The 14,282-nt window shown below is 37.2% G+C and carries 11 protein-coding genes; 5 read left to right on the top strand and 6 right to left on the bottom strand.

All coding sequences use genetic code 11. The annotated features are described in order from the left end of the window. Positions 1-171 precede the first annotated feature (171 nt). Positions 172-1,185 carry an AraC family transcriptional regulator gene (locus tag CZ809_RS01105; RefSeq protein WP_080155606.1) on the top strand — a complete coding sequence of 338 codons (1,014 nt, stop codon included), beginning with the start codon at positions 172-174 and terminating at the stop codon, positions 1,183-1,185. A 130-nt stretch (positions 1,186-1,315) separates the two neighbouring features. Here the strand turns inward: CZ809_RS01105 and CZ809_RS01100 are convergent, their stop codons facing one another. Continuing rightward, positions 1,316-1,642 (bottom strand): hypothetical protein, encoded by a 327-nt coding sequence (locus tag CZ809_RS01100; protein ID WP_235865754.1) that lies wholly within the window; start codon positions 1,640-1,642, stop codon positions 1,316-1,318. Between the two features lie 394 nt (positions 1,643-2,036). Between CZ809_RS01100 and CZ809_RS01095 the strand changes: the two genes are divergently transcribed. From CZ809_RS01095 to CZ809_RS01080, 4 genes are all read left to right on the top strand, one after another. Then, positions 2,037-3,080 (top strand): GMP reductase, encoded by a 1,044-nt coding sequence (locus CZ809_RS01095; protein WP_080155604.1) that lies wholly within the window; start codon positions 2,037-2,039, stop codon positions 3,078-3,080. Positions 3,081-3,231: 151 nt separating this feature from the next. Beyond that, positions 3,232-3,918 carry a TnsA endonuclease N-terminal domain-containing protein gene (locus tag CZ809_RS01090; protein ID WP_144396128.1) on the top strand — a complete coding sequence of 229 codons (687 nt, stop codon included), beginning with the start codon at positions 3,232-3,234 and terminating at the stop codon, positions 3,916-3,918. After that, on the top strand, positions 3,911-5,722 hold the full coding sequence (locus CZ809_RS01085; protein WP_080155602.1) for a TnsB C-terminal domain-containing protein: 1,812 nt from the start codon (positions 3,911-3,913) through the stop codon (positions 5,720-5,722). Before CZ809_RS01090 ends, CZ809_RS01085 begins: the two co-directional genes overlap by 8 nt. A 10-nt stretch (positions 5,723-5,732) precedes the next feature. After that, positions 5,733-6,719: a TniB family NTP-binding protein gene (locus CZ809_RS01080; RefSeq protein ID WP_080155601.1), complete on the top strand. Its 987-nt coding sequence runs from the start codon at positions 5,733-5,735 to the stop codon at positions 6,717-6,719. 165 nt (positions 6,720-6,884) lie between these two features. On the opposite strand, the gene CZ809_RS01075 is transcribed toward CZ809_RS01080, so the two are convergent. The 5 genes from CZ809_RS01075 to CZ809_RS01050 all read right to left on the bottom strand — a co-directional run bounded on the left by CZ809_RS01075 (position 6,885) and on the right by CZ809_RS01050 (position 13,867). Further along, positions 6,885-7,520, bottom strand: coding sequence for a hypothetical protein (locus CZ809_RS01075; RefSeq protein WP_080155600.1), 636 nt, complete (start codon positions 7,518-7,520; stop codon positions 6,885-6,887). Positions 7,521-7,665: 145 nt separating this feature from the next. Then, entirely contained in the window at positions 7,666-8,694 is a 1,029-nt protein-coding gene (locus CZ809_RS01070) for a CHAT domain-containing protein (protein ID WP_080155599.1), read from the bottom strand. Positions 8,695-9,514: 820 nt separating this feature from the next. After that, a complete protein-coding gene (locus tag CZ809_RS01060) occupies positions 9,515-11,344 on the bottom strand; it encodes a UvrD-helicase domain-containing protein (RefSeq protein WP_080155597.1) in 1,830 nt (609 codons plus the stop codon). Beyond that, on the bottom strand, positions 11,331-13,082 hold the full coding sequence (locus CZ809_RS01055; RefSeq protein ID WP_080155596.1) for an ATP-dependent nuclease: 1,752 nt from the start codon (positions 13,080-13,082) through the stop codon (positions 11,331-11,333). Before CZ809_RS01055 ends, CZ809_RS01060 begins: the two co-directional genes overlap by 14 nt. A gap of 248 nt (positions 13,083-13,330) precedes the next feature. Beyond that, entirely contained in the window at positions 13,331-13,867 is a 537-nt protein-coding gene (locus CZ809_RS01050; protein ID WP_080155595.1) for a tyrosine-type recombinase/integrase, read from the bottom strand. Positions 13,868-14,282 lie beyond the last annotated feature (415 nt).

Here is a 14,282-nt window from a genome sequence, read left to right as displayed (position 1 = left end):
TCACTCATGCAGTGATGAACAGCCGTCATTATGGAGAGAGCTCACATTAACGGTATAACTTGAGTCTATTTAAATCGAAAATAGCCAATAATTGATACAATTAGACTTATAGTAACGATAATAATCTTACTTATTTCAGCAAATGCCCATCAGCACCATAAGAAGAACATCATGATCAATATTGCCTTTATTCGAACCGCCTTTCTTAAACCATTAGAACTTGGCTTACAAAAACACTATGGAATCGGCTTAGCTGAATTAGGTATTCCTACTCAATTACTCAGAGAACCGATGTCTTTGATCCCTTTTAATGATTATTTACAGTGGTTAGAGCGTATTGAAGAATTAACCAACGATTCGGCTTATATGATCAAAATTGCCACAGATATCACCTTTGAAAATATCGGGCCTATTGGTAATTGGTATGTAACTTGCCCTGATCTTGCATTAGCATTTCGACGAATCAACTACGGTGTATCATGTTTACAAGGAGGGGCGTCTTTTCATGGTCAACAATCAGGAAAAATTGTTAAGTGGGTATATTACAATAACTATGCACATGGGCGTGCGGCGAGTTTTGACAGCTTAAAAATTGCGATTTTATTTACCCAAGTCACCCGTAACTACATGGGGGATGATTATGTTCCTTTAAAAGTAGAGCTTTCTGGTGCTGAAATAATAGATCCCGCCATTCAACAATTTTTTGGATGCCCGATCACATGGCAATCATCTGCAACAAAGGTTTGGTTAAATCTTTCAATGTTGGAGCATGGTAACCAGCGCCCGCTGCCGATAACAAAACCCATTCTGGTTTCAAATTTACAATTGGATGATTTACTCAATATGCCCCAACCGTTAGATCTTGCTAAGGTCATGTTTGAAATCATTAACTATTCACGTTATTACGGCTTTCCTACATTGGATTTTGTTGCTGAAAAGGTAGGATTATCACGCCAACAATTACAACGTCGCTTACATGATAACGGCTGGACATTTACTGGTATGACAAATTATATTTTATGTAATATCGCCATAAAATATATGCTCTCAGGCATGAGTATCGACATAATAGCAACTGTACTTGGTTACAGTAATATCCAAAGTTTTAGCAAAGCATTTAAACGTAATCGTGGTTTAACACCAGCACAATACCAACAAAAATTATTGGAACGTAGCCTAAACTAAACGGCGTATGTCTCAAAAAAAGTCATAAAAAAACGCTAGATAACGGTTGTTATTTAGCGTTTTTCTATTGTCTATAACTTAAACCACACCACTACATGCGCCAATGTATTCGCACCAATGGTTCAGATTGTTACTCTATTTCTGTATCAACAAAATGTTCATTAATGGTCGACATTAATACAATCGGCCCCATCATGGTTACTTTCAATGGTGTACCACTTAGGCCAAACTGTAAATCTGATAAGTCTGCTGTTGAATAATTATAACGACAATCGAACTTATCACTCGCAATATGCAGTAAATCAAAATCTTTACGATGACATGAAATATGCGCACACCAGTACATAGCATCAATGATCTCATCTTGACGCATAGCACGGATCACAAAGCGCCAGCTCCCCTCTTCACCATAAAAATCAACGGGAAATTGATTTTTTCTCTTTCGTCTCTTAAACAACTCAACCCTTCCACAGCCCATTTAATGCTTTAAGTTATCCTAAAATTAAATCATAGCGGGTAAAAAAAGAGATACCAACTGCAATTTAATTTATTTTCAAACTCATCAATTACATAAATTATGCAGAGATTAGCCAAGGAGATAAATTAAAAGATGATAAAAAATAAGAGATTATTCATAAAAAAGGCGGGATTTTCTTCAATTTTTTTGCATTGAGATATATTTGTTTACATTTTAGGGGTTGTATTTAACAAATCTCTGCCTATAATGCTGAAAACCGGAGCGTCTGCCAACGCTCCGGTTTTTTTGCGCCCGCTCAACAGGAAAAAAAGTTACCTGCCAGTAACGATTTTAACGAGGGCTGCATTCTATTAATTTGTAAGGAATACAAATCATGCGTATCGAACAAGATCTAAAGTTAGGCTTTAAAGATGTTTTATTTCGTCCAAAACGTTCAACATTGAAAAGTCGCTCTCAAGTTGATTTAACCCGTGATTTTACATTCAAACATAGTGGCCGTCAATGGTCAGGCGTGCCAATTATTGCTGCTAATATGGATTCAGTAGGTAGCTTTGATATGGCTATCGCTTTAGCGCAACACAAAGTCATGACCGCGATTCATAAACATTACACTGTTGAGCAATGGGCTGAGTTCATCAGCGCTAACGATGCATCAGTATTAAATAACGTCATGGTATCAACCGGTACCTCTGAAGCTGATTTCCAAAAAACCAAAGACATCATGGCGTTAACTGACGACATTATCTTTATCTGTATTGATATTGCTAATGGTTATTCAGAGCACCTTGTAGAATACGTTGAGCGTGTTCGCGCACAGTTCCCTGATAAAGTAATCAGCGCAGGTAACGTCGTTACGGGTGATATGGTTGAAGAACTCATTCTTGCAGGTGCTGACATTGTTAAAGTCGGTATTGGCCCAGGTTCTGTATGTACTACGCGTGTTAAAACTGGCGTTGGTTACCCACAACTTTCAGCTATCATCGAATGTGCAGATGCTGCTCACGGCCTAGGTGGTCGTATTATCGGTGACGGCGGTTGTTCATGTGCGGGTGATGTTGCGAAAGCCTTTGGTGGCGGCGCTGATTTCGTTATGCTTGGCGGTATGCTTGCAGGTCACACTGAAAGCAACGGTGAAGTTATCGAGCAAGATGGCAAGCAATTCATGAAGTTCTACGGCATGTCGAGCCAGAGCGCGATGGACAAGCACTCAGGTGGCGTTGCAACATACCGCGCAGCTGAAGGTAAAACAGTATTATTACCTTACCGTGGTTCTGTGAACTTTACTATTCAAGACATCATGGGCGGTGTGCGCTCAACTTGTACTTATGTTGGTGCAGCACAGCTTAAAGAGCTAACAAAGCGTGCAACGTTTATCCGCGTTCAAGAACAAGAAAATAACGTTTACGGTAAAGAATAAGCTTAATAATTTTCAGTAAATAGTGTTGAAACAACCATAAGTTGATATTTACAACCATAAGTTGATATTTAATACAACCATAACTTGATATTGCCTCTTTGTGTACCATACTTACGTAAGTTTACGACATATGGTGAAAGAGGCAATTTTTATGCAATCGATTCCTCCAGCGACATATCAAACAGACTCTCCTCTTGAGTTAGCATTTATTGATCCAGCCAGAAAGCTAACCAAATCCCGAGGAAAAAATATACATCGTTATGCTAGCGTTAAAATGAATACTATCATTTCAGTTGAATCGACATTGGAATTCGATGCCTGTTTTCATTTTGATTTTAATAACAATATCTCTCGATTTTGCTCACAACCTATTAGATATAGTTATGTCATTGATGGAATTATTCGTACTTATGTTCCTGACTTTTTATGCGAATTTGATTGTGGTGAGATGGTTCTATACGAAGTTAAGGCACCAAATGCTGTTAATTCAAAACGTTTTACTAAAGAGTTTGAGGCAAAAAGACAGTATGCGAGAAAACTTTTTGATGTAGATCTTGAATTGATTGAAGAACACGATATTAGACATATTCCTCTTCTTAAAAACTTAAAACACATGCACAGATATGCATCTCATTCTGAATTAACTTATGAGCAAACAACTATTCTTAAGTATTTGAATAAACATGGCTCAACAAAGCTAGAAACAATAATTGATCATTTTAGTAATAGTAAAAATATAATTCCGATGATTTATGATTTATTGTCTAAGTACTTGATAAATACTGATCTTAGAGTTCTTCTGAATAACCAAACTGAATTAAAGACAACTTATGTCTAGAACATCATTTTCTAGTTTTCATGGAACCCCAACATCTGATAGCGAAAATGCTTCCAGTAAGCTCACATTTATCGAAAATGATGATTTGCAAGATTTAACATCATTTAGCAAAAAAGCTCAAAATGAAGCTAAATTCAGATTAAGTATACTTCGAAATATATTGAATAAAAGTTCAGAAATAAACTTAGTTTTAATTGAACGCTTACGGGCTGATCTTCAACAACAAGAAGAGCGATCAATACCAAGTGCAATTACTATCTATCGATGGTGGCTAACTTATAAAAAATCAAATTTTAGTATTTTATCTTTAGTACCAAAGACTAAGCAAAAGGGAAATAGAAACACTAAGGTACCTAAAACAATATCAGTCTATATTGATCAAGCTGTTGAACAAGTAATTTCTGCCAATAAAATCAATGTTAGTACAGCTTTTAGGCGAGTCAGAAGAAAAGTAAGACAATATAATCTTACCCATAAAACAAAGCATACCTACCCTTCATATGAAGCCATAAGAAAGCGCGTAAAAAAAATCACCCCCTATGAAAAATTAGCTGCAAGCAAAGGAGATCGAATAGCAAAACGAGAATTCCGTCGTATGGGGAAAAAAATCCAAACTGAGTACTTACTAGAACGAGTAGAAGTTGATCATACATGGTTAGATTTATTTGCTGTTCATGAAGAACATCGAGTACCTATAGGTCGTCCTTATTTAACTCAACTAGTAGATTGTCATAGTAAATCAGTAATTGGTTTCTACCTTGGCTTTGAACCTCCAAGTTACATGTCTGTTGCCTTAGCATTAAAAAATGCAATCAAACGCAAAGATAATCTATTACAAAACTATCCATCAATTCAAAATGAATGGTTATGTTATGGAATCCCTGACCTACTTGTTACGGATAATGGTAAAGAGTTTTTGTCTAAAGACTTTACTCTTGCTTGTGACAGTTTACTTATAAACATTCATCAAAACAGAGTAGAAACACCTGATAATAAACCGCATACAGAACGGCAGTATGGAACCACTAACACTGAATTACTTAATGATCTTCCTGGTAAAACATTTAGTAATTACTTACAAAGAGAGGGCTACAATTCCAGCGACGAAGCCTCATTAACATTAAGTGAAATCAAACAAATATACCTTACATGGCTTGTTGATATTTTCCATCCTAGACCAAATTCAAGAGGGACAAACTGCCCAAATAGAGTATGGAAACACGCTGAAAAAAACTGGCCTCCGAATGAATTTCTTGGTACCGACGAAGAACTTGATTTCTATTTTACTAAGTTAGATAAACGAATGTTAAGAAAAGAAGGGATTGGACTAGCAACAGAGCTTTTTTATAGCAGTGAACGATTAGCAGAATACCGAGGTAAGAAAGGTAATCATAAAGTTACGATAAAATATAACCGCGAAAATATGGGCTTCATATGGGTTCTTGATGAAGATACAGAATCTTATTTCAAAGTCCCTGCTATTGATTATGAATATGCGAGTACAGTAACTTTATGGATGCATAAAAAAAACCTAAAAATAAAACAAGAACTCAATATTACCGAACATAACTTAGACTCTGAAATTGATGCTGAATTAAGAATTGATGAAATTGTTGATCAATCTATTCAAAAGAAAAAAACAACAATAACAAATAAACGTCGTGCTGCTCGATATCAAGAAAACGAACAAATGGCTGCTAATGCTCGACAACCTAAAGAAAAAAAATCTGCTAATAATCAAAAGACATCAACTAAAAATATTGAAAAAGAAGATAGTAGTGGATGGGATATTGATTATGTATAGGATCTAAATTATGGATGACAACATTACAAGAATTGCCAAAGCAAAAAAAGCGTTTATATCTACGCCTGATGTAGCTGCTATCATAAACAATATAGATCGATGCAGAAGGCTCTCTAAATTTGGGGCAGAACCATCGTGTATGATGGTATATGGCGCATCTGGCGTTGGCAAAACCTCAATTATAAGAAAATACCTAAAAGCGAATGATAAAGACTCAACAGCACGACAAGATATTGTCCCTGTTGTCTATATCGAATTACCAGAGAATGCAAAACCTGTAGATGCCGCTCGTGAACTCCTGCTCTACCTTGAAGATCCCTTAGCTCTTTATGAATCAGACTTAACTATTTTAACAAAACGAATAGTAGATTTAGTACCAACAATGAAAATAGAGCTTATTATCATTGATGAATTTCAACACTTAGTAGAAAAATCTTCAAATAGAATACTCTCAAGAGTTGGTGACTGGCTAAAGATGTTAATAAATAAGACAAAATGCCCTGTCATTCTTTTTGGTATGCCCTATTCAAAAGTAGTTTTGGCAGCAAACACTCAGCTGAGAAGTCGCTTTTCGATACAGTTTGAATTAAAACCATTTAGTTATATCAATAATTATGGCATTTATGCTGGTTTTCTCAGACGTTTAGATGAAGCCTTACCTTTTGATCAATTATCAAACCTTGCATCAGAACCTATAGCAAAAAAAATCTATGCATTTTCGCAAGGAAATATGCGTTCACTTCGAAATTTAGTCTTTCATGCGGCGGTAAATGCAATTGAAAACGACAATAACTGCATAAGTAAAAACGACTGGGAATTTGCATCTAATTTGACATCTGGTAATAAACTCTCAACATGGAAAAACCCTTTTGTTCAAGGCGTCAAGATCACAGATAGAATGTTGCAAGACCAACCTAATGACTTAGGTTGGGAAGATTATATGCGCAACAATAGAGGAAAACGAAAACCTTTCGATGAGAGTAAGATCTTTAGCTAATTTTTGGACAAAAACTGCTTAGATTAATTGCTCCTTTTCGGCTGGTAGATATTAGGAAAAGTAAGGGTTTGACATTACTCTTGATGATATTTACTTATATAAGGTAGCTTGGGCTTGTCCAACACTTCGGATAGGTGTCGGCTGCGCGACACATATCCTTATTTGTTAGTACTCAAACCCTAACTCTTTACGCATTGTCTTAATTATCAAATTTCTAGTTTCAACCAAAGAAGTCCCTAACTCATTCATCATTATTTTACTTGGGGTTTCAAAATTGAATTGACCAGTGATGAACGATTCGGGGGTAAGAGACTGACGAATTTCCTCAAGCATCTGAGGCTGCAGGCTCATCATTGCCTGGTACGTCCCTTCAAAATCATCCAACAGTACGGCAAGTTTATTGCTACACACGATTCTAAGACTAACTAGCTCATTTGTAGCTTTCATAAATCCATCATTAATGTCTTTGGTGAAAGCATTTAGCGTTTGTTGATATTCAACTACAGCTTCAGGGGAAGATTGAGCTTCATAGAGCTTACGTGAAGCGTTGGGCAACGTTTCAGTTAAATATTTATCATAGTCCTGCCCTGCTAACCTCGCAGCTTCTTCCATTTTCTTAAAATACCCCTGATACTCTTCTTTTCTAGTATCAAAGAGTTTCTCCTCTCGTTCTCGTTTTACCTTGTATTTATGCAGTAAAAACGGGAAAAGACCTGACGAAAACAAAACCATAAATGCTGGAATTATATATTTGGGTTCGATCCACACTGATGCGGTTGAACATGCTACCTCTATAGCCAATTTTTACTCCTGAGTACTAACGCCTCGTTAAGTGGTGAGCAACGCAATACCGAAGCTCCCGCATACCACCTTAAACACTAAAACCTAACGATGGAATGAGAAATGCCAAACGTTGGGAGCACTCTTAAACAGATTTTTAGCCAACTTACTCTGCAACAATACAAATTTCCGAAGCATCACAGCCTGATTTGACGAACAAAGCAGGTGTATTTTCCTCAGGAATTCCCTCTAGTATTAATGCAGCTTTAGCTTGATTAAACGATTTTTCAACCGATAAGCCAAAACCTAAAGAAGAATAAAATTGTGCCGAAAAAATTTGTGCAGCATTATCAGTGATTGAAGTATTCATTCCAATCGCACATTCGATATATTCAGTGACATTGCTAGCTTGGTTCTTAGAGTGGCAAGTGTTGAAAAATACCAACCTTAGATCTTCATTAGCAACACTCATTGCTTGAACTATTGATCTCATAGAAACTAGTTTTGTATTTGAATTGTTATCCATAAGCACGAGTTCATTATCGGAGCTACCATGCCCACTAAAATGAACAATTGTTGGTTGATATTCATTAATATACTGAAGTATATCCCCTGGCCTTACTGCCCAGCAGGATTCAAGTTTGACCGCATCACGGTGACGTGATTTAGTAATCATTTCTTTAATAGATCTCACTTCTTCATCTAAACTCAACTGCCCCTGATCTCTTGGGTTTGAAGCAAGAAATAGTACAGTGATCTCTTCAGGAAGTTCATTGAGTGAGTTAATAGCATCTGAATGTTCAGTTAGAGTTCTGTTTACAGCACTAAAGGCCTTTGCTTGATCAAGTTGAAATTTAACCTGTTGTTGCTGTAGTTTTTTCGCTTCCTTTATTTCTTCATTACCCAACTTACGTTGTTCTGCTTGAAGTTCCTTATTTTTCTTAGCAATTTTCGTTTCAAATTCTGCTGTTTTCTTTTCAATTCTTGCTATATCTTCTTGATTTCTGTGAATTTCCTTTAAACGACTATTGATCGTCGTTACTGATTTAGAAGAATTCATCTGACGCGTAGCTGTTTGGATTTTATTATTAAAACCAGTAATTTTCGTGTACTCTTTTGCTTTTTGCTCAGTTAAACGAGCAATTTCATCTTGTTTTCGAGCAACATTTCTTCTATACGAATCAATCAATGCCATATATGTGCCTTATTAAATTATTTTTAATGGACGAGCTAGCAGCTTATTAGTAGGCATTCTTACTTTCATGCAAAATAATGCCACTAAAGTTCAGCAATAATAATCAATTTAATTCATAAATATCATGAGCTTGGTTGCATTATTTTATTTCTAAGTATTTATTGAAAACATTCAGAGTAAGAAATGTATTAAGTAAGACTGATTTGCATAAAAATAAGTCAACAAAACTAATCTAAAATCACGTTAATGATATATGAATGAGTAAAAGATCTAACTCATAATGGGGCAGATTTGAGCTAGCAAAAATAGCTAGCTCGTTGTTGGACAAAAGTGTGTCAATTACTTCACTAAGTAAGCTTTTAACGGATAATTTTTAATAAGACAAACTCGCTGAACAGATACGCTCGGTCGATTTACTAAATAAAAGAAAATGCGGTTTGATCAAAGCCCAGATAATACATGGTCTGGGCGAAACTTATCCTTGATTGTAACTAGCGTTACTTGAAGTATGCGCATGCTGATATCAACATTACCACGGCTAAACAAAGAAATGCGTTCGACAACCCATTATGCCGCCATGCATTTACCCACTTATGTATTTCTTTGTCGTGAGTTCTGTAGTGAGTATTCTTCCAAGCAATACTGAAACTAAGAAAGGCCGCAATAACCAATAGCCAGCCTAATGTTCCTCCAGGAAGAACTACTGAGCGGATCAGTGCTCCCAAAATTGCTAGAAATGATATTCCCAAAATGACCAATACCAAGTCTGGAAGTTGCTTTAGCTGAAAGTTCTTAAATGGATTCATTACTAATCTTCCCTTTAGCTCATTCGACTAGCAAGTTCATCTAGAAATTTGCTTTGTCCGAAATACCTTCTGTCACCTCTACTAGTCAAAAAGAATTCAGATTTGTAAAAATGAACGTCATATTTTGCTCGCGTTAATGCAACGAAAAAAAGTCGCCTCCTTTCTTGCATCTCCCTATCATCTGGGTAGCACCACTGGTAAGTACCTTGATCCCACTTCAATTTAGGAAAAACACCATTATCTAGACCTATAGCAATAACAATATCGTATTCACAACCTTTGCATGAATGATAAGTGATCAAATTTAACTTGTTAGACTTCTCTCTGTTATTACCCAACACTGTAAGGCTTACATTCTGCAATACGCCTTCACTTGATAGTGCCTGAGTCATCTTTCCTACTTCTTTAAAATCATCTGACATGTGGGATGGAGACGCTGAAAAAGGAAAGCAAATACTAACTAGCTCGGTAACAAAGCTATAAGCAGGGCTTTCTTCCACATTGCCTCTTACTGTCCATAGATAGGATACAAAGCCTTGAACTAAAGCATCTATGTCATCAATGTCGCTTTTCACGAAACTAATCAATGTCGAGATTAACTCTGATAACAAGATTTTGTTTGATGTTGCTCGCCAGTCGTAACTAACCCATGAGGCACAGTCTTCAATAAAATTTGTAAGTGGATTCTTTCTGTAAGGAGCATTGTTGTCTGTACGGTTATAAACAATGCCTAACCGTGAGGCTTGAGCTGCAACAAGATCTCCTGTGTTTGCATCGGGATACAAAATCGCTATATCACTAAGTGCTCTATCCGACGTTTCAGAAGCGATAGTCAAAGCTTGCGTTAAAGCTTGTTCAATTTGTTGCTCAATACCATCTGGGCATAGATGACAAGTAATGCTTGCAACTCTATCTTGGTGATGGGCTATTACTCCCTTTGCTTGGCTAACAAACCCATCCGATAAGCTAACGATGTTTTGTGCCGATCTATAGTTAAGTTTCATCTCAACTTTTTCGAAATCATCACGTTCACTTAAATGCTCAAGGAGTTCAGGGTGAGCTCCTGTAAATCCATATATAGACTGGTCTATATCTCCAACAGCGATAATTCGTATACCATGCTCGGCAAGAGCGATAACCATGTCATGCAAAGGCTTACCCAGATCCTGATACTCATCAATAACAATAACAGGGAATTTGGCTTTTAAAATATCTCGAATCCAGCTGTGTTCAAGAATAAGGCGCCTACTAACGAGTATTAAGTCATCAAAATCTACTAGACATCTTTCTCTTAAAAGCCTCTCATAGACCTCTATTAAATTTGCGCAATTGGAATCAGCCGTGCTAAATGTTGGCCCTCTTTCTAGGTGCGTCATACGATAGCTTGCCATGAAACTTTGGCTGTAATATCGAACTCTTTCCCCAACCAGTTCTTTAGCTAAGTTAAAGGCTTCATTTCTCTGATCTTCGGTAGCTACACTATAAGATGTAGGTAATGTTGAGTCAGTCAAATGTGCTAATGGAGCAACAATTTGACTCAGGCAAAAACTGTGTACGGTGCCAATATACAATTTCTCACTAGAAGATAATCCGATTTTTTTAAAACGGTTGTGAAGCTCTTTGCAACACTGTCGACTATAAGTAATACAAGAAACTCTCTCATAATTTGAGATATCTTCATCTATGATTTTGGCAACTTTTAAGACAAGTGTTTTCGTCTTTCCACTACCTGGGCCAGCCATGACTGCGCAATTAGCAGTCGAATCGAACACATCTCTTTGACCTAATGTGTTCAGTTCTTCTGCTTCTTCTTTGTATTTACTGGGGATATTATGTGCGTTCATAAATGTACTCGAAAGCAGCAGCTATGTATTCTGGACATTGCCCTTCAGGTAGTCGGTTACTCAAACGCTTAGCGAACCTTCCTTTACCTATTTCACTGATGTACCGAAGCATAGCGTTCGTATCTATAGGTGAAGTGTTTTGCCTCCACGAAGTGATTATTGGGCCTACTTGCGGGCGAGAGCCATGCTCTTCCAGTAAAATATCACACACTGTATTTTTCATGTTCTGAGAGCTTACCAATTCAGTTTCCAACGTTTGAGTGTTGGTAAAGATTCCGTTAACTCGCCCCTGAGCCAAGATTGTTGCTTCAGCACTGTTCAGTGTGTGATTTTGTAAGATAATACCCAGTAACTTATCTATTCTAGTGACGCCTAATGGTACTTCTAGCTCTAGTGGATCGCGATCGGTTATAACTACGAAAGGTGTACCGATACTCAACAGGAACTTTACGTACGGATCAAAGTTTGTTCCGGCCACTGAGCATATAGATATTCCTTTCTTGTCCAACTCATACCCTAACTTTCTTGCTAGCTCAGGGAACAAAAACTCCTCAGCATCTCCTTCAACTAAAATTACACCACGAGCGAATAGAACCTCCCCCCGTGTAACGGTTAAGTATCTACTCATGTCCTCTATATCTTCAGGAGATAGTGCAGAGTTAACCAAAGAATGTCCTTTTGTTGAGGGCATAACCCCGTCCATTGACTCTTTTAGTACGATCAGAGAATTAATTGGAGCTGAGCTTGCGATATGTGGTGAGTGTGTTGTAAGGAGGGTGTTTAAGTTTGCCTCTGAGTTGTAGAAATACTCAAACAGTAATCTTTGAACATGAGGGTGAAGGTGGGCTTCAGGTTCTTCAATTGCTAAGAAAGTAAACTCTTGTTCACCAATACTCATTGAGTGCTGAAGCTCGAGTAGCTTTAACGTCAAGAATAGTATGTTGGAGCTACCAGTACTAGATTGATTGATTGCCCGAGTTCCTGCATCAACCAGCAATTGGAGAGACTTAATTAGTTTGTTGATGTCTTGCGGAGCTAGTTTCAACTGAACAGGAGATACGTGTCTGGTTCCAACCATTGTTTGGAGCATAGAGTTGATACTCTGTTCTATTTGTCCTAAATCTGGAACACCAGAAAGTGCCATTTGCGTTTGTTCAAATCCAGCTAGGATTGAAGCCTTTTGTGCTTCAGTAAGGTTATCACCGACATGTTCCAAAAATGTTCTTAAAGGCGTTCTCTTACTGTTACTCAACTCCCTTTCACAATCCCGCAGTGCATGAAATAGTTCCATTTGTATGCAGCGACGCAGGGAACGATTTATAGGAATATCTTCAGTATTTCCAAGGTATATATTGTACTCGTAATCATTAAGAGAGTTTATCGTCACCCCGCTTTTAGGTTGATAAACATAGGTTATTTTCGCTGTGTGGGTTGTTATGTCAATTAAGCCATCAGCCAAAGCGGCTAAGGTCGTTGGTGATTGGTCAATTCCGCTAATTTCTAAGGATATCTTTATTGTACTTCCTAACTTGTCTCCTCCTAATCCATCCCAAAAGTCATCCAGACTTAGGAATCGGTCTAGGTCAGATAATGAGGGGTCTAAAACAAGTCTGAGAGAGAAGAGGAAATTACTTTTGCCAACTTTATTTTCTCCCACAATCACCATGTTTCTATCTGTTTTTATTTCCAATTCACGAAAATTGCGGAAGTTTTCAATTCTAACTTTTGAAATATGCACTTTGGGTATCCTAAGCATCTGGGCTGCTAGATCGCCAAAGGTTTATCGGATAAAAGTAAATAGACACCATATCCCTAGACTTAAGGCAACCTAGCAATTAGTCAACTAAGCACATAATGATTCATTATAAAAATTGGGGCAAGTACGGTCTTCTGAAGGTGTGATGAGCATTAGCTCTAAATGAATTTGGGGCAACAGCTTGTCAGAATAGTAGCTAATTGGAACCCTAAGAAATAGGGTTCCTTTCACTAACAATCAGTACCTTCTGAAAGTAATAATGCATCTTCTAATTCAACACCAAGATAGCGAATCGTGTTATCTACCTTTGTATGTCCCAGTAAAAGTTGCACCACTCGAATATTTTTCGTTTTTGCATAGACCAATGTAGCTTTTGTTCGCCTCATTGAATGAGTGCCATACAGGTTAGAATCCAACCCAAGATCTGACGCCCACTTTCTGACTAGGTATCTATAGTACGAATAGCTAATTGATTGTTGCTTTCGTCTTTGGCTTGGAAAAAGAAAATCGCTGGCGTTTAACGAAGAAATCAAAATCCATCTCATTAGACTTTTTTGAGTTCTTGTCGTTATTTCAAATTGAACTTCAATGTCTGTTTTTCGCTGAATATGCTTAACACGACTAAATATCCTATCTTGCGAAGATACATCGCAAACCCTGAGCGAGAGCAAGTCACTCGCTCTAAGTTTGCTATCAATAGCTAAGTTAAGTAGCACAAGCTGCATCAAACTATTTTCAATCTCTAGTCTGGTTCTGATCCGCCAAATTTCCTCAAGCTGAAAAGGCTTTTTGACGCCACTTCGTTTTGTTTTGTTTTGTTGAAAACTACCATGATGACCTCCTTCTTCATTTGGTCATCACGATTGTAGTTGGAAGGAAATGGACAAAAGCTTGTTACGATCTATAGAACACACTGTATTTTCTGATTACTTCAGGTATAGAAAACATAGTTAAGCAAAAGGCAAAAATTGACCCCATTAGTTTTGTCTTATGCAGGGCTATAAGCGTGCAGGGGCTTGGTGTGATGGTTGTGACGCCATCAGTGCTTTTTCATCCATAGTTCTTAAATCTCTGAATTTTATCTAGTTAGAATATAAATCATCAGTTACGATGGTTTTACTTATATGCACCCTATTGATTATTAGATCAATAGTGATGCGCTAAACTATATTGGATGACAAA

It is taken from the genome of Photobacterium piscicola (assembly GCF_900166965.1).
Classification (GTDB): domain Bacteria; phylum Pseudomonadota; class Gammaproteobacteria; order Enterobacterales; family Vibrionaceae; genus Photobacterium; species Photobacterium piscicola.
The sequence above is the reverse complement of the archived record's forward strand: the minus strand, read 5'-3'. Positions and strand labels throughout refer to the sequence as shown.